The 18378-nt window shown below is 66.4% G+C and carries 25 protein-coding genes; 18 read left to right on the forward strand and 7 right to left on the reverse strand.

What is annotated here, in order from left to right; genetic code table 11:
• Positions 1–33: 33 nt before the first annotated feature.
• From AB0937_RS01455 to AB0937_RS01505, 11 genes are all read left to right on the forward strand, one after another.
• Positions 34–387 carry a hypothetical protein gene (locus tag AB0937_RS01455; protein ID WP_033314179.1) on the forward strand — a complete coding sequence of 118 codons (354 nt, stop codon included), beginning with the start codon at positions 34–36 and terminating at the stop codon, positions 385–387.
• 2 nt (positions 388–389) lie between these two features.
• Positions 390–1745 carry an FtsK/SpoIIIE domain-containing protein gene (locus tag AB0937_RS01460; protein ID WP_366708910.1) on the forward strand — a complete coding sequence of 452 codons (1356 nt, stop codon included), beginning with the start codon at positions 390–392 and terminating at the stop codon, positions 1743–1745.
• 82 nt (positions 1746–1827) lie between these two features.
• A complete protein-coding gene (locus AB0937_RS01465; protein ID WP_366708911.1) occupies positions 1828–2508 on the forward strand; it encodes a DUF2637 domain-containing protein in 681 nt (226 codons plus the stop codon).
• Positions 2509–2527: 19 nt separating this feature from the next.
• The gene (locus AB0937_RS01470) at positions 2528–2722 is read left to right on the forward strand and encodes a hypothetical protein (protein ID WP_366708912.1); all 195 of its coding nucleotides are present in this window, start codon (positions 2528–2530) and stop codon (positions 2720–2722) included.
• Position 2723: 1 nt separating this feature from the next.
• The gene (locus AB0937_RS01475) at positions 2724–2915 is read left to right on the forward strand and encodes a mobile element transfer protein (RefSeq protein WP_352117513.1); all 192 of its coding nucleotides are present in this window, start codon (positions 2724–2726) and stop codon (positions 2913–2915) included.
• A gap of 9 nt (positions 2916–2924) precedes the next feature.
• Positions 2925–3080: a hypothetical protein gene (locus AB0937_RS01480; RefSeq protein ID WP_193505093.1), complete on the forward strand. Its 156-nt coding sequence runs from the start codon at positions 2925–2927 to the stop codon at positions 3078–3080.
• A gap of 24 nt (positions 3081–3104) precedes the next feature.
• On the forward strand, positions 3105–3428 hold the full coding sequence (locus AB0937_RS01485; RefSeq protein ID WP_366708913.1) for a SpdD-like protein: 324 nt from the start codon (positions 3105–3107) through the stop codon (positions 3426–3428).
• Between the two features lie 88 nt (positions 3429–3516).
• Positions 3517–3702 carry a hypothetical protein gene (locus AB0937_RS01490; RefSeq protein ID WP_366708914.1) on the forward strand — a complete coding sequence of 62 codons (186 nt, stop codon included), beginning with the start codon at positions 3517–3519 and terminating at the stop codon, positions 3700–3702.
• On the forward strand, positions 3695–5071 hold the full coding sequence (gene repSA, locus AB0937_RS01495; RefSeq protein ID WP_366708915.1) for a replication initiator protein RepSA: 1377 nt from the start codon (positions 3695–3697) through the stop codon (positions 5069–5071). The genes AB0937_RS01490 and repSA overlap by 8 nt, the downstream gene beginning before the upstream one ends.
• Complete coding sequence (locus AB0937_RS01500) at positions 5068–5256, forward strand: helix-turn-helix domain-containing protein (RefSeq protein ID WP_366708916.1); 189 nt, start codon at positions 5068–5070, stop codon at positions 5254–5256. The genes repSA and AB0937_RS01500 overlap by 4 nt, the downstream gene beginning before the upstream one ends.
• Positions 5256–6422, forward strand: coding sequence for a site-specific integrase (locus AB0937_RS01505; protein WP_366708917.1), 1167 nt, complete (start codon positions 5256–5258; stop codon positions 6420–6422). The genes AB0937_RS01500 and AB0937_RS01505 overlap by 1 nt, the downstream gene beginning before the upstream one ends.
• A gap of 253 nt (positions 6423–6675) precedes the next feature.
• Here AB0937_RS01505 and AB0937_RS01510 read toward each other — a convergent pair whose 3' ends face one another.
• Positions 6676–7578 carry a YDG/SRA domain-containing protein gene (locus AB0937_RS01510; RefSeq protein ID WP_366708918.1) on the reverse strand — a complete coding sequence of 301 codons (903 nt, stop codon included), beginning with the start codon at positions 7576–7578 and terminating at the stop codon, positions 6676–6678.
• 109 nt (positions 7579–7687) lie between these two features.
• Here AB0937_RS01510 and AB0937_RS01515 point away from each other — a divergent pair, with 109 nt between their 5' ends.
• Together AB0937_RS01515 and AB0937_RS01520 are read left to right on the forward strand one after the other, a co-directional pair.
• Positions 7688–8659, forward strand: coding sequence for a DNA cytosine methyltransferase (locus AB0937_RS01515; protein WP_366708919.1), 972 nt, complete (start codon positions 7688–7690; stop codon positions 8657–8659).
• 80 nt (positions 8660–8739) lie between these two features.
• Positions 8740–9135 (forward strand): very short patch repair endonuclease, encoded by a 396-nt coding sequence (locus AB0937_RS01520; protein WP_366708920.1) that lies wholly within the window; start codon positions 8740–8742, stop codon positions 9133–9135.
• Positions 9136–10193: 1058 nt separating this feature from the next.
• On the opposite strand, the gene AB0937_RS01525 is transcribed toward AB0937_RS01520, so the two are convergent.
• From AB0937_RS01525 to AB0937_RS01540, 4 genes are all read right to left on the reverse strand, one after another.
• The gene (locus tag AB0937_RS01525) at positions 10194–10706 is read right to left on the reverse strand and encodes a hypothetical protein (RefSeq protein WP_366708921.1); all 513 of its coding nucleotides are present in this window, start codon (positions 10704–10706) and stop codon (positions 10194–10196) included.
• Positions 10707–10967: 261 nt separating this feature from the next.
• On the reverse strand, positions 10968–11300 hold the full coding sequence (locus tag AB0937_RS01530) for a hypothetical protein (protein WP_366708922.1): 333 nt from the start codon (positions 11298–11300) through the stop codon (positions 10968–10970).
• Positions 11301–11411: 111 nt separating this feature from the next.
• Positions 11412–12026, reverse strand: coding sequence for a HEPN domain-containing protein (locus AB0937_RS01535; RefSeq protein WP_366708923.1), 615 nt, complete (start codon positions 12024–12026; stop codon positions 11412–11414).
• Positions 12027–12038: 12 nt separating this feature from the next.
• Positions 12039–13274: a DUF262 domain-containing protein gene (locus AB0937_RS01540; RefSeq protein ID WP_366708924.1), complete on the reverse strand. Its 1236-nt coding sequence runs from the start codon at positions 13272–13274 to the stop codon at positions 12039–12041.
• A 174-nt stretch (positions 13275–13448) separates the two neighbouring features.
• On the opposite strand from AB0937_RS01540, the gene AB0937_RS01545 reads away from it, so the two are divergent.
• Both AB0937_RS01545 and AB0937_RS01550 read left to right on the forward strand, forming a co-directional pair.
• On the forward strand, positions 13449–13910 hold the full coding sequence (locus AB0937_RS01545) for a GntR family transcriptional regulator (RefSeq protein WP_366708925.1): 462 nt from the start codon (positions 13449–13451) through the stop codon (positions 13908–13910).
• Position 13911: 1 nt separating this feature from the next.
• A complete protein-coding gene (locus tag AB0937_RS01550) occupies positions 13912–14478 on the forward strand; it encodes an HD domain-containing protein (protein WP_366708926.1) in 567 nt (188 codons plus the stop codon).
• On the opposite strand, the gene AB0937_RS01555 is transcribed toward AB0937_RS01550, so the two are convergent.
• Both AB0937_RS01555 and AB0937_RS01560 read right to left on the reverse strand, forming a co-directional pair.
• Positions 14466–14939 (reverse strand): NUDIX domain-containing protein, encoded by a 474-nt coding sequence (locus AB0937_RS01555; protein ID WP_366708927.1) that lies wholly within the window; start codon positions 14937–14939, stop codon positions 14466–14468. The two genes, AB0937_RS01550 and AB0937_RS01555, sit on opposite strands and share 13 nt — an antisense overlap.
• Before the next feature lie 2 nt (positions 14940–14941).
• The gene (locus tag AB0937_RS01560) at positions 14942–15700 is read right to left on the reverse strand and encodes an XRE family transcriptional regulator (protein WP_366708928.1); all 759 of its coding nucleotides are present in this window, start codon (positions 15698–15700) and stop codon (positions 14942–14944) included.
• 651 nt (positions 15701–16351) lie between these two features.
• Here AB0937_RS01560 and AB0937_RS01565 point away from each other — a divergent pair.
• The 3 genes from AB0937_RS01565 to AB0937_RS01575 all read left to right on the forward strand — a co-directional run bounded on the left by AB0937_RS01565 (position 16352) and on the right by AB0937_RS01575 (position 18303).
• Positions 16352–16534 carry a hypothetical protein gene (locus AB0937_RS01565; protein ID WP_193480958.1) on the forward strand — a complete coding sequence of 61 codons (183 nt, stop codon included), beginning with the start codon at positions 16352–16354 and terminating at the stop codon, positions 16532–16534.
• 393 nt (positions 16535–16927) lie between these two features.
• Positions 16928–17923: a DUF2637 domain-containing protein gene (locus AB0937_RS01570; protein ID WP_366709328.1), complete on the forward strand. Its 996-nt coding sequence runs from the start codon at positions 16928–16930 to the stop codon at positions 17921–17923.
• Complete coding sequence (locus tag AB0937_RS01575) at positions 17923–18303, forward strand: RRQRL motif-containing zinc-binding protein (RefSeq protein WP_366708929.1); 381 nt, start codon at positions 17923–17925, stop codon at positions 18301–18303. The genes AB0937_RS01570 and AB0937_RS01575 overlap by 1 nt, the downstream gene beginning before the upstream one ends.
• Positions 18304–18378 lie beyond the last annotated feature (75 nt).

Raw genomic sequence — 18378 nt, forward strand, 5'->3', positions numbered from 1 at the left:
TACGCCGCTCCCGCCCCTCAAGGGAGTTCCATCATGCGTCAGATCCCCGTAGACACGTCCACCGCGACCGTGATGGTCGCCAAGGCTCCACAGCCCAAGGTGCGTGACCGTCGTACCGGCGAGATCGCCACCGACGCCGACGGCGTCAAGCTGATGACCGTGGACGTGATGTTCGCGGCCAATGACGAAGTCGAGATCCTCTCCGTCGCCGTGCCGGAGCCCGGTATCTCCAGTGACCTGGCCATGGGCACGCCGGTGGCCCTGACGGGCTTGATCGCCCGGCCGTGGGAGAACGAGTTCAACGGCCAGAAGCGGCACGGCATCGCCTTCCGTGCGGTGGCGGTCACCTCTCTGGCTGCTACCGGCTCGGCGTCTGAGGCGGCGTGATCATGACCTGGTTCATGGTCGCTGTGGTTGTGGTCGTCGCCGCTGCGGGGCTCCTGCGGTGGCGGCGCCCCGCCTGGTACTGGCTGACTTTCGGCGTCGTCCTCGCCTCGGTGCGGGTCCTTATCCGCTACGCCTCGGTCATGGAGGCGTGCGGGCTGACGGTTCCGCCCTCGCGCTGGCGGCTGGCTCTGGCCCGGATGGCCAATCGGCCGGTGCCGGAGTCCCGGGTGCCGCGCATCCTGCGGCTGCGCCCGACCAGGACCGGTCTCGTCCTGCGGCTCAAGCTCCGGCCCGGCCAGGACGCATTCGACGTGTCGGCCTCTACGGACCGGCTGCGGCACTCCTTGGGGATGTACGGCGTGACCTCCCGTGAGGTCCGCTCCGGCGTCGTTGAGGTGCGGATGACCGGCTACGACGTGCTCAAGCAGGTGCAGATGCCTGCCAAGACCGATCCGGCCCCGATGCGGGTTCCGGTCGCGCTGCGGGAGGACGGCTCGGTGCACTACCGCGACTACCGCGCCGTCCCCCACGGCCTGACCCTCGGGGCGACGGAGTCCGGCAAGTCCGTCTACCAGCGCAACCTGGTCGCCGGGCTCGCCCCGATGGACGTCGCCCTGGTCGGCATCGACTGCAAGCAAGGCGTCGAGCTGTTCCCGCTCGCGCACCGGTTCTCCGCCCTCGCCGACAACCCCGACACTGCCCTGGAATTGCTGGAAGCCCTGGTGTCCCACATGGAGGAGGTCTATCAACTGATCCGGGCCGAGCAGCGCATCAGTGTCGCGGTGCCGGATGCGGAGATCGCCGCCGACATCTGGGACCTGCCCGACGACATCCGCCCCGTACCGGTCGTGGTCCTGGTCGACGAGGTCGCCGAACTCGCCCTGTTCGCTACGAAGGAGGAGGAGAAGCGCCGGGACCGGATCATCACTGCGCTGGTCCGTCTCGCTCAGCTCGGCCGCGCGGCGGGCATCTATCTGGAGATCTGCGGGCAGCGCTTCGGCTCCGAACTCGGCAAGGGCATCACCATGCTCCGCGCCCAGCTCACCGGCCGCACCGCCCACCGCGTCAACGACGAAACGAGCGCGAACATGGCCTTCGGCGACATCTCCCCGGACGCCGTCCTGGCCGCCATCCAGATCCCCGCCGAGACACGCGGCATCGCGATCGCCGGTGACTCCACCGGCGGCTGGCACCGCATCCGCGCCCCGCACACCACGCTGCGCCAGGCCGTGAACACCTGCAATAGGTACGCCGACCGCACCCCCGACGTGCCCGCTCTGGCGCCGTACCGGCCCGCGACTGCCGCGCTGCCCTCGGCCCGGGTTTCGCTGTCGAAGACGACACCCGCCACCGCCTGATCCACCCGTCATCTCCGGTCGGCGCGACCGCTTCGCGCCAGGTCCCTACCCCTCCCATGTCACATCACAGGAAGGAGCCGTGATGACTCGCCCCGCTCTCCGCGTCGACGCCGTCCTGGTCCAGGCCGTCATCGCCGGGGCGCTGTCCTTCGCCCACCTCCACGACCTCGCCGCCGCTGCCGGACAGGACGGCTGGAAAGCCTGGGCCTACCCGATCAGCGTCGACCTGCTCCTGGTCGCTGCCTGGCGGCGGCTGCGCTCCGACGGACCGTCCCGGCTGGCCTGGTGCTGGTTCGTTATCGCCTTGGTCGCCTCGCTCGGCGCCAACGTCGCCACCGCCGGACTCCTCGACCTGACCGACGTCCCGGCCTGGCTGCGCATCCTCGTCGCCGCCTGGCCCGCCCTGGCCTTCATGGGCGGCACCCTCCTCGCCCACTCCGCCACAGACCAGGTGCCGGATCCGCCGGCACCCGCAGCCCCGGTCACCGAACCGCACCCTGAGCCGGTTACCGAGACCGAGCTAGAGAGTGAGCCCGAGCTGGCCCCGGCGGTCGACGACACTCCGGCACTTCCGGCTGCCGACCCCACCCCGGCCGAGCCCGCTCCGGCTGTGCCGGTCCCGGCCGCGCTGGTCGACCACGCCCGCAAGGTTGCCGACGACCACCGCGCCCGTACCGGTACGCCGATCGACACCGACACCCTGCGCGCCCGCCTCGGCGTCCCGCCCCAGCTGGCCGACGCCATCGCCGCCCAACTCGCCTGACCTCGAAGGGAGACACGCCATGACCAGTGACCCGGCCGACCTGACCGCCGCCGACCACCTCGACGCCGCCCGCGAGATGGCCGCCGCGAACCGGCCGCTCCTCGCGCACCTGCTCGCCGAGGAAGCCGCCCGCCGCACCCCCGACCCGGCCACCGCCGCTGGTATTCGCGCTGCCTTCCCCGACCCGGCCCTGACCCGAAAGGAGACCGACTGACATGCCCGCTCGTGACCACTTCCACTCCGTGATGCGGATCGGCCCCGTGCAGATCGGCACCCACCGCGACCGCCACGGCCGCACCAAGTACGCCGCCGTGTGCACCGCCGACCGCTGCGGCTGGTCCTCCGACTACTCCAGCCAGTCCGCCGCCCAGCTCGCCGCCCGCACCCACCGCTGCCGCGTCCGTTAAGAGGCCGCCATGCAGGTTCCGCTCTGGCTCGCGCTGCTCGTCGTCGGCTACCTCGGCGTCAAGCTCATCCGCCCGCCCGCCTGGCTCATCGCCGTCCTGCTGCTCGGCGGCTTCCTCCTCGCCGACAGCGTCCTTGCCCCCGCCATCGACACCTTCATCAAGTAACCGCCCCGGAAGGGAGAACCGCTGATGTTCCGTCCGAAGATCCCGACCATGCCCACGCCGACCGGTCAGGTCAGCCCGCCTGCCGTGGTCGAGCCGACCACCGTTGTCCCGGCCGCCCAGGTCCCGCCGCCCGCTCCGGTAACCCCGGTCCCCGCGCCGTCCCGTCCGACGGTTCAGCTCACCCCCGGCACCGCGCTCGCCCTGGTCGGCGGCGGTACCGCCGTGGTCCTGGTCGTCGGCGCCGTCCTGGTCTCCATGCTCCTGGCGGTCGCCGTCACCGGCGCCTCGGTCGCCGTCTGCGCCGTCGTCCTGCGCTCGCTGCTCGCCTCGGAGACGAAGCGACGCTGACCGGCCCCCGGAGCGGCATCAACCGCCAAGTCTCGTCCGCTCCGGGCGCCGTCCCTGTCCGATCTCGCAACCGGAAGGAACCCCCAGCATGACCGACCGCACCGCACCCGCGCCCCGCATCTGCCCGAACTGCGACGGCTTCGCCACCGCCGCCATCACCACCGGCAGCCGCGACCGGCACGGCCACCTGCCCACGCTCACCATCGCTTGCCGGGCCTGCGACGGCCTGGGCACAGTCTCCGCCCGCCGCGTCCGGGAGGGTGCGCGTGTCTGACCGGCTCGACCCGACCACCCTCGGCGACCTGCTGAGGGTGGCTTCGGCATCCGACTACCACCGCTGGCACGAGCAGATCCGCCGCACCGGCGGCTGCGCCGACCCCATCCACCTCACCGGCTGGACTCTCCACAAGGACAAGACCACCGGCGAGACGCTGCACCACTACACCACCGCCAACGAACCGGGCGGACGCCTGCGTGTCGCCTGCGGCAACCGCCGCGCCTCCCGCTGCCCCTCCTGCGCCTGGACCTACGCGGGCGACACCTACCACCTCATCCGCGCCGGGCTCGCCGGAGACGACCGACGCGACATCCCCGCCACCGTCCGCGACCACCCCCGCGTCTTCGCCACCCTCACCGCCCCCTCCTTCGGCCCGGTCCACAACCGGCCCGACCGAGGCGTCTGCCGCTGCGGCACCCGCCACGCCCCGGACGCCCCGGAACTGGGAACCGCCCTGGACCCGGCCACCTACGACTACGCGGGCGCGGTGCTGTTCAACAACCACGCCGGGCAGCTCTGGCAGCGCTTCACCAACCGGCTCCGCCGTGAGATCGCCGCCCGCGCCGGCATCACGCAACGGGAGCTGAAGGAGTGCGCCCGCCTCTCCTACGGCAAGGTCGCCGAGTTCCAGAAACGCGGTGCCCTGCACTTCCATGCCGTGATCCGCATCGACGGCCCCGACGGACCCGAGACCGCCCCGCCCTTCTGGGCCACTGTCGACCTCCTTGCTGATGCGATCCGAGCAGCTGCCGCGCACTCCTACACCTCGGTCTCCGTCCCGGCCGCCGAGGACCAACCGGCCCGTACCTTCCGCTGGGGCACCCAGCTCGATGTCCGGCCCGTGAAGGCCTTCGGAGACGGCTCCGACATCACCGAACAGGCCGTCGCCTCATACGTGGCCAAGTACGCCACCAAGGCAGCCGAGAACACCGGCACCCTGGACCGCCGCATCGGCGAACTCTCCGAACTCGACCGCCACCAGGTCCCAGACCACACCCGCCGCCTCATCGAGGCCTGCAAGCAGCTCGACCCGCTCTACCCGGACCGGCGCCTGTGGGCCTGGGCTCACATGCTCGGCTTCCGCGGCCACTTCTCCTCAAAGTCCCGCCGCTACTCCACCACCCTCGGCACCCTCCGCCAGGCACGCGCCGACTACCGCGCCGCCCAGGAACACGCCGCCCTCGGCCTGGACGACCGCGAGCCGGACACCGTCCTGGTCCTGGCCGACTGGCAGTACGCCGGACACGGCCACACCCCCGGCGAATCAGCCCTCGCCGCCACCATCGCCCGCGACCTCCAACTCAACCGCGAAACCGCCCGCGAAGCCCTGCGCGACCAACTTGCCTTGGAAGGAGCCGCAGCATGACCACTGCCACCCCTGAACTGCTGACGGTGTCGGACGTCATGACACGGCTCAAGGTCGGACGCTCCAAGGTCTACGACCTGATCCGTACTCACCGGCTGGCCTCCATCAAGATTGACGGAGCTCGCCGGATACCCGCCGACGCGGTACGCGACTTCATCCAGCACCAGCTGGAGGAGGCCGCCTGATGACCAAGCGACGCAGCCGCGGCGACGGTGGGCTCCACTGGGACGAGAAGAGGCAGCGTTGGATCGCCACGGCGAACCTCGGCTTCGATCCGAGCGGCAAGCGGATCGTGAAGCGTGGGAGTGGCAGGACCAAGACAGAGGCGAAGAACAAGCTCAAGGAGGTGCTGCGGGACCACGAAGACGGTCTTGCGATCGCGCCCACGGGCTACACCGTCGCCGACGCCGTGAACGACTGGCTTGCCTTCGGCCTGGCGGGTCGTGCCCCGGGCACCGTCGAGACCTGCACCATCCTGAGTCAGAACCACGTGATCCCCGCTCTGGGCGCCCGGAAGCTCCGCGACCTCAGTGCGGAGGATGTCGACCGCTGGCTGGCCGCCAAGGCCAAGACCCTCAGCACCCGCACGCTGCAGTCCGTCCACTCCTGCCTGAACCGCTCGGTCAAGCGGGCCATGGCGCGGGACAAGGTGAAGCGCAATGTCGTCGAGCTGTGCTCCGTGCCCCAGGGCCAGGCTGGGCGACCGTCCAAGGCGCTCACCTTGGCCCAGGCCGAGGCGGTACTCAAGGCGGCCGAGGGAACCTCGATGCACGCGTACACCGTCGTCGCCCTGCTGACCGGTGCCCGCACTGAGGAGCTGCGGGCGCTGACCTGGGACCACGTCTTCCTCAAGGGCAGGCCGGACGCCGATCCGCCGCAGCCCCCGCACATCGCCGTGTGGCGCTCGGTCCGGCGCGGCGGGGACACCAAGACCCGGAAGTCCCGGCGAACGCTCGCTCTGCCGGCGCGTTGCGTCGAGGTCCTGTGGCAGCAGTTCGAGGACCAGGGCTGGGAGCGGCTCGCCGCTGGCGACAGTTGGGAGGAACACGGGCTGGTCTTCTCCTCGGCCGTCGGCAAGCCGCTCGACGCGACCAACGTCCGGCGGGCCTTCCGCCAGGCGCTCAAGGACGCAGAAGGGATCAACGCCGACGAGTGGACACCGAGGGAGCTCCGGCACAGCTTCGTGTCGCTGCTGTCCGACCGAGGGGTCCCGCTGGAGGAGATCTCCCGGCTCGTCGGTCACTCCGGCACGGCCGTGACCGAGGAGGTGTACCGGAAGCAGATCCGGCCCGTGATCCAGACCGGCGCGGTGGTCATGGACGGCATCTTCAAGCGGGATTCGGAGCGGTAGTCACGCAGGTAGACACGCAGCAATGCCAGAGGGCCCTCACCGAGTCGGTGAGGGCCCTCTGATCTGCTACTCAGCTGTCGGGGTGGCGGGATTTGAACCCACGACCTCTTCGTCCCGAATAAGGTCAGGGCAAGATCCAGACCTGACTGCCTATATGTTTGCGCAGGTCAGGACGTTGGGATGAGTTGGTCTCGCCAGGTCTCCGGCAGACATAGGGAGAAGATCTTCTCCCAGGTTTCTCCCAAACACGGTGCTATCGACGCCACCGGTCGCGGTGCTGCCTCACACATTCTCGGTCGATGACATGCCGGGGATGCGTCCGCAGCGTGCCGACCACCTCGCCGCCTCGGACCACCGAGAGGTCATCCCCCAAAACGATGGCTCCGGCATCGAGCATCACATGGCAGTTCGGGCACAGGCAGAGAACGTTGCCAGGGGTGTCCGGACCGTTGTGCGGCGAACCAAGAGCCTGGATGTGCGCGCCCTCGCTGTAGCTGCCTCCAGGCACCTCGATGCGGATATCGCAGACCTGACAGCGGTTGTCGTGCCAATCCTTCACCTGGCGCTTCACGGCACTACTACGCACGATCCGTTGGACTGTCGAGGTAACGCGCTCGGGCGCTTCGTTTCCGCGGACGGGTGTGGTGCCCGCGCCTGCCGGTACAGAAGGCGTCACTCGTAGCTGCTGCTGTTGGACCACCTGGGGCATCGGGGTTCCGTCATACGCCTCCAACCGGAACTGCCAGATGAGGAAGCCATCGATGCCGAGTTTGCTGCCGTAGCTGGTGACGCGGTACAAGCCGTCGTAACGGTATCCAGAGGCTGGGGCGTACGGGGAATCGTGCTTGCCCCGGATTACGCGGACGGGTAGGCCTTCGAGGTAGCTGGTGACCAGAGCTGCGTTGCCAGAGTCATCCAAAGTCTGGTCGCTCACCTGGTTCTTGGCGCCGTCCTGGCCCCCGTGGCCGGTGTAGATAATGACGCTGCCGTAGTCCTCGTCGTCCTTGTAGCCGCCGGACACGACGATGGACTCGGCCCCCTTCTTCTTGGTTCCGCAGATGCCGGCTTGCAACGGCCGGTGCACGCCTGCCTCGTGGGCGAGACGACGTGTGGCGTACTCCTGACCTACTGGAACGTTAGGCACTTCACCGATCATGAGCGCAGCCTCCCACGAGGCACCGACACTGCACCCAGGCGGACCTTGCCTACCCGCGTCAACTACCGTTCTTCTAGGCGTCAATTGGGGAGCACAGGAGTGAGGCACTGTGGGCACATACGAGCTCGTCAACCTGTTTGCTGGGGCGGGTGGGCTGGACTTGGCTGCTGGCGACTTGGGGGTGCCGTCAGTCGGCATCGAACGGGACGCAAATGTCTGTGCCACACGTCGGGCGGCGGGACTGGCAACGGAGGAGAGCGATGTCCGTGAGTTCAACCCCAGCGACTTTCCCTCGGCCAACGTCCTTGCAGGCAGACCGCCGTGCCAGACGTTCACCACCGCCGGTACAGGAACCGGGCGTCGCGCTCTCACAGACGTGCTGCACTTCATGCAGCGTATGGCTATGGGCGAGGACGTTAGCGAGCCCCTGGCTCAGCTGAACGACGAACGCACGGGCCTGGTACTGGAGCCGCTCCGATGGGCCCTAGCCGCGGCAGACAGCGACCACCCCTACGAAGCGGTTGTGCTGGTACAGGTGCCAACCGTCCTGCCAGTCTGGCAGGCCATGGGCGATGTGTTATCTGCTAAAGGCTATTCGGTGGCGTCCGGCCTGTTGAGGGCCGAGGAGTTTGGAGTCCCACAGACGCGCCGCTACGCCGTGCTGATCGCGCGACGCCACGGGGCGGCAGCCCTTCCCAAGACGACGCATCAGCCGTACCGCAAGAATGCGTCCGAGGCTCCGAGCGACCCCACACTTCCGCCCTGCGTGACCATGGGCGAGGCATTGGACCGACCCGAGCCATTCCACGTGGTCTCCAACTACGGCACTGGTGGGGACCCGAAAGCCCGAGGCCGGCGAACCTCAGTAGAGCCAGCCTTCACCGTCACCGGCAAGATCAAACGCAACCGGATCACGACTGAAGATGGCGCCGAACTAGAGCGACTCACGTGCAGTGAGGCAGGTCAGCTTCAGAGCTTTCCGGCTGACTACCCCTGGGCGGGCAACGACAAGGCCCAACAGATTGCCAACGCCACCCCGCCGCTCCTGGCTACACACATCCTCACCGCCGCGCTGATTTGAAGCCCCTCGCCCATACACGCCCACGCCGGCAGAATGCTGTCGTGCCCCAAGACCCTTCCTACACCGCCGTATCCTCCCACATGAGCCGGCAAAGCTCCCTCGACGCCGCCCCGGCGGTTGCGGTCCGACGGCTCCTGCACACGGCAGGTCTGCGCTACCGGGTGAACGTTCCGGTCCCCGGCATGCCCCGCCGCACAATCGACATCGTCTTCACCAAAGCCAAGATCGCCGTGTTCATGGACGGCTGCTTCTGGCACGGCTGTCCCGAGCATGCAACGCAACCGGAAGCAAACGCGGAGTGGTGGCGAGCCAAGCTGGACAAGAACATGGCCCGGTATGCCGAAATGACTGACCATCTGATGGCTGAGGGATGGACTGTCCTGCGCTTTTGGGAGCACGAGTCCCCCGAGCATGTTGCCGACCGGGTCGCCGCTTGCGTAGCGGATCGTAGGGATAGTCAGACGCTTGAAGGCTGAGTGGGGAGTTCAGAGGTGGGGTCTGTAGAGCGACCTTCAAGGACTCGAACCCGAGCCCTACGCATTGCGAGTTGTCCGATCTTGGTCCGGGGACGTCCAGGCACGTCCGCTGTGTGAATGAAACTGCTGTTCAGAGAGGGCCAGGGACTCCAGTGGACGGCCGGGTACGGCGCAAGATTGGAGGGCCACTGAGACCACAAGTGAGACCCCAGCGCCATCACCGTGACGGCTCACGGCCCCCGCGCACACGTATCACGGTGTCAGTCGGTGTCGCTTAAAGAATCGCTCCCATGAGGACTTACAACGCTGAGCCAAGTCAAGGGCGTCTTCAGTGCCGGACGCGCCGCTGGGCGTTGACCACTGGATTTCGGCTCGGACCCCTTGCCCGCCGTGCACACGAGAGATCCTTGCCGTGATCGGGTCACGCTTGCTGTTGGGAGCTCTGGTGTGATGCTTTGCCGTCTGCGCCATGCCGTCGCAGAGCCTTAGATCCCGGTCGGTCTTGACGTAGGCCATGGCTTCGGGCCTGCCAGCTTGCTCCCGTAGCCAGTCGGCTAGTTCGCAGCAGTCTTTAAAAAAGGTCTCGACCTGCCGACGCACAACCTCGTTATCAAGGTCATTTTGCCGGTACGTCGCTTGAAGGACGTTAAGGCCGTTGACGACGTCACGCCACTTCTGTTGCCATGGCCGTCGCGGGTCATATCCGATGCTCGCGGAGGCATTGAGGGCGGCAGTGGCCACCAAGGCGACCTCTGCGTACACCGTCGCGCTGCGGCGGTGGCCACCGCAGCTTGGGCAGGGCTGCCCAACTGGGGTCTCGTCAAGATTGGTGTCGCAGTCAGGACAGCTCATCACACTTGAATTGTATTGTTCTGAGGCGGCCCATGCGTTTGCAATCCGCGACCCCTTTCGCCCAACAGGTCAAGATCCAAACCTCCTCACTGTCGCGTCTGGGCAGGTCAGGGAATCCGCGAGGTAGTCAGCCGAGGGCTCGGGGGGTCGTCGGGAGAAGATCTTCTCCATGGATTCACCCAACCCGCCCGAACACCCGTTGACCGTCACAATTCGCTCATCGTGTCGGAGTTGATCAGAGCTAGCTGCCCCTGTTGCGCGGACTGCCGCTGCTCGCCCGTCAGTGACACCCACCAAGACCGAGCAGCAGCGAGGACGTCGGTTGCGAAGGTGTCGACCATCAGGATGAGCGTGTTGTCCACCTTGTTGCAGTGGAGCTGGATGTTCCGCTCCCCGGGGATACAGAACCGGAAGCGTTCCAGGGCCTCTCTGGCGCGCTGCTCAGTGATGTCCACCGAGCCCTCATGCAGCAATGCGCAGCGGAGGGCGTAGCAGTCTTTACCAGACAGGAAGACGTGTGGCTCCATTCCAGGGCTGACGCCGAAGGTGTACTTGGGCTTCAGATGCTCGTCGAACCATGCCGCGTACCTTCGTGCCGAACCTCCGGTAGGAGCCACGGTCTTCGCGCAGATGTCCGGCAGCGTCAGGGCCATGACGAGAGCCGCGTGCCAGTTGCTCTTCTCAATCGACCGCTCCAACCCGTCAAAGAATCCTTCCATGCCTAGTCAGCTCCCTTCAGCGGGCTTAGAACCTACAGCGGATACGACCCCTTCGTCCCGAACGCGATCAGACCCGGTGGTGACCTTGCCTCGCACTCGCCGGCCTGCTCGTTCGGCTCCAGCTCCGACCATTACCGCTTGGGGGTAATGGCGAGACCACCCCGTTTGCCCCCCCGGACTGCGCACTACCGGGTGGGATTTATGCCGGTCAGGCCCCCCGCGAGCCACGAGGGTTGAAACGTCCGCCGCATGCTCCTTTGGCTACTCCTCAATCCAGTCTTCTGCCACGGCGCGAACGAAGGCCACCAGATCGGCTTCCGGCGGCGGGGTACGTGTGGGATGTCGGGCAGCGAAGACTGAGTAGTAGCGCTCTACGCGTGCACGAAGCTTGTCAGGGCGCGGTTCTGTCGACACCAAAGTCAGCCCGACGTGTCCGGGTTCTCCGCGGGCCCGCACGGGCCGTCCCCTGCCGTCGTAGCCCTCCAGGAACTCTTCCTCAGACTCGATCAGATCACTGGCCAGCGCGGGATCATGCAGGACGAACATGCGCCCGTCTTCATCGAAGAGGAGTACAGGGTCTGCCGGGTCCGTCATCGCTGATTCTCCTGAGCGGTGGTGGGATGCGGGCGTCGCTCCCTCCGAGCAGCCCGCAGGTGCCCCGCTGGCCTGGTCACCGCACGGACGACACGACTACCCGAGAGGGCCTCATTTCGCGGTCATGAGGACATCAACCTCACGGAACCCATCGAGGATCTGCTTTACAGTCTTAACCTCCTTCTGAGGGTCAGGGCGCACCTGCATTTTTGCGGATTTGTGCGCCACTTCCCCGCGAGCCGTCGCCCATGTTTCGGTGAGACTGAGCCAGACGGAGTCAATCTCTTTCTCGGTTACTCCGATAGGCATCAGCAACCTTAGGAGATTCTTTTCTTTGATGCCGTGATTCTGAGTTCTGACGTAGCGGTTGAACTCGTTCTTCGCAGCCTCAACCCTGGCTTTCAAGTCCGGGTACTTCTTCTTCTGGGAGGCATCCGACAGCGTCTCAGGCATCGCATGGAGTGACTCCTTGTAAGCGACCACCGACAGGAGGCTAGTCGATATCACTCCGGAGTACTCCCAGCGCGAGAAGGCCGTATTTACGACCTCAATAACGCGATCCTCAATGAACGCCTCAAACTCTGCATGCACAAGCACCCTGTAAGCTCGCGTATGCTCATACACGACGTCATCATAGCTTCCCGTCGGATCGAATGGAGAAGGGATTAAGTGCTTCTCCAGTTCCGCGACCCTGTTCTCCAACTCCTGAAACCGGGAGGAAGGCATGCCGATTCCCCTCTAGAGAACAATTCGATTCTCTTGCAGAGTTGGAATGTCGAGATCCACCTCAAGAGCCTCCGAAAGCTCCTTGCCCCAGAGCGACAGTCGGCGGTGCGTGGCGGATGGGGTCTTCGTAGTCGTCTGAATTGACTCAACGAACTGCGTATCGTTTTCACAGAGAGCCTGGAAGGTCGCCTCGACTGCATCTCGCCGATCGACTGCAGCCTGAGCGGTTGACTCATCGGTGAAGTAATACGTCATAATGTCGAAAACCGCTCGATTGAAGCGCCCTTCATAGCCATCACTCGACCATCGGTAAAAGGCGTTCTTCCCGAAAATCTCGAAAGTTGCCTCGATCGCCCGATCACAGGCAGAGCCCACATCGCGAATTTCTGCCTCGTGATTACCCCACTCTTCATTGAGGTAATTCACGGTATCGTCAAGAAACTTCTTGAGGTTCCCCGTGTACATTTCGAGCATGTACTGAAAGCCGAAGTAGCGAAGCAGGATCTCAACATCCCGCATCCGGAAGTCTGGCTTATCGTTGCGCAAGGCCGCGCGAAGCCACTTACTGCTCGACGCCGCATCATCTAGGTAGTCAGTAAAGGCTCCCGGGTGCAAAGCCTGCCGAAGCTCCTGTGGGGAGAGTTTTACGCTGCCTGTATTCAGACGCAAGAAAACCAAATTAAGGAAGTCCTCATTCGGCCAACGCCTAACAACAACCGTCCGAATGGTTTCGTTCAGGAATGCGTTTAGGTCATCCAAGTGTTCGTCACTGTTCTCCATCTTCTTCAGAGTGACGAGACGCAGATCCTGACGCACCTCAAGGCCAGTAAGACTGAATCCACGGAAGTCCTCCTCACCGTTCGACACGGCAAATGAGGAACCTGCGGCGAACTGGCGAAGGGCAAGGAGGCGCTGCTTTCCATCCAGAACGATAAATTTTCCCCTCTTGTTCTTATCCTCTGCTAGCACGATTTGAGGGATAGGCAATCCCAGGATCAGAGACTCGATGAAGCGACTCTTTCGAGGCTTGTTCCAAGCGTCGCGGCGCTGGAAGCGAGGGTTGAGCTGAATATTTCCTCGCCGGAGCTGACTCAGGATTGTTTCAGCGGTCCAGTCGGTGTCTGTGACGACAGCGCGCGTGACATCCTCCGAGCTAACAGCTTCTGTCGTGTCGTCGGCCTCGCCGTCAACGTCGTCCCACTCCGGCTCGTCGACGTACGCCATGATTCCCCAATCTTCGCTGGCCATGAAAAGGCCCTCCACTGCCCAGTGCTCCTACCTTGTCAGACCCTGCGCAGAGCTGCGATCACTTTGCCCAACTGCCGGAACATACTGGTTTGTCCCTAAGCTCATGGACACTTGCTAGCGGTCACGGCGTGGGAAGCTAGGAAGCAATGGACGTCCACAGGACAGGAGGCGCGAGTGCCGGAGCATGCCAGCCCCCGTGGGACCTTCCTCAAGGTTGCGGACGCCTTGAAGACGCAGATTGAGGCGGACCCGGACATGGTGGAGCTTCCGTCTGCTGCTGATCTCATGCGCGACTACAAGATCTCGCGGGGTGTCGCCCTGCGCGCCTTCGCCGTGCTCCAGCACACCGGCGTCGCCGAACGGGTGCCTGGTGGGCGCTGGCGAGCCATTCGGGCCGGGGAGCCGGCCGACCGGCGTCCGCTGGACGAACGCATCGCGGCCGTCATCACGGATGAAGGACTTGAAGCAGGGGCAGCCTTCCCTAGCGCTTCCGTTCTGGCCGCGCGGTTCGGGGTATCACGTCCCACCGTGACCAAGGCTCTCGACAAGTTGGAGGCCGCCGGGGTGCTGGCGAGCGGAGGGCAGGGCAAGGTGCGGACCGTCCGCGCCGTGCCGATTCGAGAGGAGCGTTCGTAGCTTGTCGGAGCTGACGGAGTGGGCGTATCCCTTGGCTGAGTCCCTGCTCGCCAAGTCGCTGCCGCGGCGGTGGGAACACTGCCTAGGTGTCGCCGAGAGGGCGCGCACGATCGCGCTCGTTCTCGACCGGGATGCAGATCTGCTGGAGGCCGCGGCAGTGCTGCACGACATCGGCTATGCGCCGGACCTGGCCAAGACGGGCTTTCACCCGCTGGACGGGGCGCGCTACCTCCGCGACGTGGCCGGCGCCGACGAACGGGTCATCAATCTGGTCGCCCACCACTCCTGCGCCTGGATGGAGGCTGAAGCGCGCGGCATGCGCGAGGAGCTGGAGGGCGAGTTCCCTCGCGAGAGCGCGCACCTGAACGACGCGCTCTGCTACTGCGACATGAACACCACACCGGACGGCACGTCCACGAACCCGATCGACCGGATCGACGAGATCGCCGGACGGTACGGGCCGGACAGCCTGATCGGGCAGTTCATCCGCCGGGCTGAGCCGGAGATCCTGGCCTGTACGTCCCGCGTGCTTGAACGGGTCGCTGCGGCCAAGCGTCAGCCGATGTAGGGGGTCGGGCGCGCCCGGTCCATTGCGTGCTCGATCCGGAGCCGCATCGTGGGGTGCACGTCCAACGTCGTCAGGTCCGCTGGGTCGACCCAGCGGACCTGAGTCGTCTCATTGCTCGTACGGAGTGCACCGCCGACCGGCCGCGCTCGAAAGCAGATGCTGAACTGCTGGCGCACCTCGCCGTCGTCGTACTGCATCACGTGTCCGGGGTCCGTATAGATCCCCGACATGTTGACGACCTCCGCCTTGATCCCGGTCTCTTCCCAGACTTCGCGCACAACAGTGTCGCTGATCGACTCCCCCACGTCGTGACCACCCCCGGGCAGGGCCCAACGTCCGTTGTCGGAGCGCTGAATCATCAGCACCTGTCCCACGTCGTTCTGCACGAACGCGACGACGGACGGCACGACCGAGTTGGCCGGCGGGGCTTCCGGGTCGTGCAAGTAGTCGATTCGTCCCATGCTCAAGCTCCCGTGATGTCGCGTTCGGTTACTGCCCTGGCGCCTTCCCAGGTCTGCTGAACGCTATTGGCGAAGGTGTCGAACAGACCACCTCCCGGGAGCCGACGCAGGTGGAACACGGGCGCCATGTAGGCGCCGATGCCGTACACGTGCGTGTTGGCCAACATCTCGTCATCGGCGCGGTAGATCGAGTTGTAGAGCACTGTGTCGTGCAGGCGGAAGGCGATCTGAGGGTGGCTGGTGAACAGTGGGCGGTAGTTGACCAGCGCATTCCGAATCTTGCCATCCATGATGCGGTGCCCTTCGTCGATGCCGCGTCGGACGACGGCTTCGCACTCCGGATCGCCCATCAGCACTCGGATGCGGACGCCGCTCTCGGCCTTCTGCTTCAGCGTCGAGAAGAAGAGCGGGTCCTCTGCCAGGTAGATGCCGGCGTACACCAGGATGTCGATGCGCTCCGTGGCGCGCTCGCACATCTCGCGCCAGAGGCTTGACGGCACGACGTGCCGATGAGGGTAGACGGCCAGGATCTCGGCCTTGGTCAAATCCGCTGCACTCTCGACGGCACGACTGTCATCCCACAGCGTCGTCACATCGACGCTCAGCGCCGCCGCCGTTGCGTACTGGTGACGCCGGTACGGGACTTTGCCCTGCGTGATCCAGCGTTCGACAGTCTTCGGGATGACGCCGATCTCTTCGGCGAGGCTCTGCACGGTCATGCCGCGTGCGAGGAGGGCGGACCGTAAACGCTCGTTCGACATCTGCACCCCCGTAGGGACTTCTAGGGACTTCTTGACCGTAGCTAGAAGACCGACAGCTGTCTACGTGCGGGGTAACCAACTCCCCTGACCAGCAGCGATTCTGATTGTGCGCCAAGAAGTTCCGGCGCGAAACCAAGAGGTCACCGTCGACGCACTTGACGGACCCTCATGCAGTACCTGTAAAACAGGTACTGCAACGACCGAATGCACCACCTCGGTCGGAAGGCGGCTTCATGCCGCATGCGCAGAAGGCGGGGACGCTGCAATCCCGCTGAAGGCCAGGGAGAACAGGGTTTCGGCCCGTACTGGCGAGGTGGCCCGGTGACCGCGAGCAACGGCCGGAGGGTGGGGACGAGGTCCCCCTTGCAGTGCGAATCCCCTGATCAGCGACCTGAAGGAGTGGCAGTGAGTCGACGAAAGCGATGGGCGCGGCCGTGATCGACCGGCACGGCGGCGCCGTTTCATCCCTGGCCCGTGAGCACCTCAGGGTGCAGCGGGTGACCGGTCACCTTCCACCGAATCGCGGCGGATAGCGCCGCGCCGGTTGCTCGCCCTGCCCGTCCGGGAGCTCTGCGGAGCCGTCCCGTACGGGCGGGGTTGAGGGGAGCCGGAGCCCCGGTGTCCACATCGATCGAACGAGGGGGAACTTCCATGTCTGACCGCATGAAGAACCAGGCCGCCAAGAACCGCGACGCGGCGAAGGTGCTGCGCAACCGCGGCAAGGACGACGCCGCGGAGCGGATGGAGGCCCGCGCCGACGAACTGGAGTCGGGCCGCGTCACCGACGTCACCGACAGCGTGAGCAGCCTCATCTCCTGGGCATTCCGCCGCTGACCACCCAGCCCCGGCATCCCGCCGTGAAGGGCGCCGGATCGAATCCGGCCCGGGGCACTTCCCCTGCCGCGCCGCGGCTCGGGTCCCTCCGGAGCAGTCACCGTCTCACCAACACGCCTGCGACTGCTCCGGCTCCCCGTCCCTCCCACTTCAGGAGCTTTCATGCGTGCCTACATCGGCCGCCAACAGGCCGTCTCTGCTGAGGACTTCGCGGAACTGGCGCTCGGTACCCCGGTTGAGCTGTGGCTCGGGGTGGAGGGCGAGACGGACGAAGAGCGCGCGGCCCGCGAGGACGCGGCGCGCGACATCCTCGCCGACAACCCGCACCTTCCCGACGACCTGATCCGCATCGCCGCGCAGGTCATCGAGGAAAACCCGCAAGGGGGTGGCGGCATGACCACCACGACCCCGACCCCGGAGGCGCCGGCGTCCGGGGTTCCGCCGCTGACCCGCCCGGAAATGGGGCTCGCCGGAGTCGGCGCGCTCGCCGCGGCCGGAGTCGGCGCGCTCGGTCTGATCTCCTCGTTCGACGCCGTGTCCGCTGCTGCCGCGCGGTGGGGTTTCGGCGAGCCGTGGATGCTGCCGGTCGGTATCGACGTGGCCATCCCTGTGTTCACCGTCGCCAACCTGCTGTTGATCCGGATGGATATGGCGCTCGCGTGGGTGCGGTTCGTGCCCTGGGTGCTCACCCTGGTCACCTGCGGGCTGAACGTCGCCGCCGGACAGGGTGTGTGGGCGAAGGTCGCCCACGGCACGATGCCGCTGCTGTGGGTGGTGTTCTCCGAGATCGGCGCGCACATCTACGCCGTGCGGATCGGCGCGGCCACCGGCCGCCGCATGGAGAAGATCCGGTTCTCTCGTTGGCTGCTCGCCTTCCCCTCCACCTTCGCGCTGTGGCGCCGCATGACGCTGTGGGAGGTCACCTCCTACACGGAGGCGCTGGCACGGGAGAAGGAGCGGCAGCTGGCCCGCGCGGACCTGCGCGAACGCTACGGCCGCAAGTGGCGCTCGAAGACCCCGCGGCGCGAGCGCGTGATGCTGCGCATGGGCGACCTGGCCCCCGCCACCGAACAGGAGACGGCCACCCCGCCGCCGGTGGAGAATCCGCCGGCACAATCGGCCGAGCCCAAGCCGCGCCCGCGCCGTCGGCCCGCCGCCAAGGGAAAGGCTCAGCGCACCTTCGAGGACGCGCTGACCGAGGCGCGCACGGTCACCGCGGAGTGGACCGAGGCGGAACTGACCGCGGACCGTCTGCGCACCACGCTGCACGTCTCGCAGGCCAACGCCCGCAAGCTGCGCGACACCCTGAAGGGCGAGCGTGCCGACGGCCGCGCGCTACACGCCGTGGACGTCCCGGAAGGCGAGGCACCCGCGGCTGAGGCCGCCTGATGCCCCCGGCCTTCGGCAAGTGCTACGACCCTTCCGGCAGCCAGTACGGCATCCCCACCTACCCATGGCGCTACGCCCCCGACGGACTCGCCACGCGCCGCCAACTCCGCGCCCGCGGCTTACGTCCCGGCGGGCAGCCGATCGCGGCTCAGGTGCTGCGCCCGCGCTACCGGCGCGGCCCGCTGGTCGCCTACCTCTACCGCGTCGACCGCGCCAAGCCGGTCCGGCCGATGACGCCGGGCAAGCGGGCCGCGCTCGCCAAGGCAATGCGCGCCCGCCGTACCTGCCCGGTGTGCCTGACAGAGGCCGGATACGTCATCCCCGGCTCGCTCGGCATGTGCGTGCCCTGCGCCTACCCCGACGAACAGCGCGCCGCTTGAACTACGCACCAACCATCCGGCAGGGCCGGTCCGCCCACCTCCTACAGCGACGGACCGGCCCTGCCTTCCTCCCCT

The sequence above is a fragment of the Streptomyces sp. NPDC047880 genome, assembly GCF_040706515.1.
Lineage (GTDB): Bacteria > Actinomycetota > Actinomycetes > Streptomycetales > Streptomycetaceae > Streptomyces.

Coding starts and splice junctions, on each gene's coding strand:
- AB0937_RS01535 (WP_366708923.1), bottom strand. CDS start 12,026: ATGCCTTCCTCCCGGTTTCAGGAGTTGGAGAACAGGGTCGCGGAACTG.
- AB0937_RS01525 (WP_366708921.1), bottom strand. CDS start 10,706: ATGGAAGGATTCTTTGACGGGTTGGAGCGGTCGATTGAGAAGAGCAAC.
- AB0937_RS01460 (WP_366708910.1), top strand. CDS start 390: ATGACCTGGTTCATGGTCGCTGTGGTTGTGGTCGTCGCCGCTGCGGGG.
- AB0937_RS01480 (WP_193505093.1), top strand. CDS start 2,925: ATGCAGGTTCCGCTCTGGCTCGCGCTGCTCGTCGTCGGCTACCTCGGC.
- AB0937_RS01540 (WP_366708924.1), bottom strand. CDS start 13,274: ATGGCCAGCGAAGATTGGGGAATCATGGCGTACGTCGACGAGCCGGAG.
- AB0937_RS01455 (WP_033314179.1), top strand. CDS start 34: ATGCGTCAGATCCCCGTAGACACGTCCACCGCGACCGTGATGGTCGCC.
- AB0937_RS01560 (WP_366708928.1), bottom strand. CDS start 15,700: ATGTCGAACGAGCGTTTACGGTCCGCCCTCCTCGCACGCGGCATGACC.
- AB0937_RS01555 (WP_366708927.1), bottom strand. CDS start 14,939: ATGGGACGAATCGACTACTTGCACGACCCGGAAGCCCCGCCGGCCAAC.
- AB0937_RS01505 (WP_366708917.1), top strand. CDS start 5,256: ATGACCAAGCGACGCAGCCGCGGCGACGGTGGGCTCCACTGGGACGAG.
- AB0937_RS01465 (WP_366708911.1), top strand. CDS start 1,828: ATGACTCGCCCCGCTCTCCGCGTCGACGCCGTCCTGGTCCAGGCCGTC.
- AB0937_RS01490 (WP_366708914.1), top strand. CDS start 3,517: ATGACCGACCGCACCGCACCCGCGCCCCGCATCTGCCCGAACTGCGAC.
- AB0937_RS01565 (WP_193480958.1), top strand. CDS start 16,352: ATGTCTGACCGCATGAAGAACCAGGCCGCCAAGAACCGCGACGCGGCG.
- AB0937_RS01510 (WP_366708918.1), bottom strand. CDS start 7,578: ATGATCGGTGAAGTGCCTAACGTTCCAGTAGGTCAGGAGTACGCCACA.
- AB0937_RS01520 (WP_366708920.1), top strand. CDS start 8,740: ATGAGCCGGCAAAGCTCCCTCGACGCCGCCCCGGCGGTTGCGGTCCGA.
- AB0937_RS01475 (WP_352117513.1), top strand. CDS start 2,724: ATGCCCGCTCGTGACCACTTCCACTCCGTGATGCGGATCGGCCCCGTG.
- AB0937_RS01530 (WP_366708922.1), bottom strand. CDS start 11,300: ATGACGGACCCGGCAGACCCTGTACTCCTCTTCGATGAAGACGGGCGC.
- AB0937_RS01570 (WP_366709328.1), top strand. CDS start 16,928: ATGACCACCACGACCCCGACCCCGGAGGCGCCGGCGTCCGGGGTTCCG.
- AB0937_RS01485 (WP_366708913.1), top strand. CDS start 3,105: ATGTTCCGTCCGAAGATCCCGACCATGCCCACGCCGACCGGTCAGGTC.
- AB0937_RS01470 (WP_366708912.1), top strand. CDS start 2,528: ATGACCAGTGACCCGGCCGACCTGACCGCCGCCGACCACCTCGACGCC.
- AB0937_RS01575 (WP_366708929.1), top strand. CDS start 17,923: ATGCCCCCGGCCTTCGGCAAGTGCTACGACCCTTCCGGCAGCCAGTAC.
- AB0937_RS01500 (WP_366708916.1), top strand. CDS start 5,068: ATGACCACTGCCACCCCTGAACTGCTGACGGTGTCGGACGTCATGACA.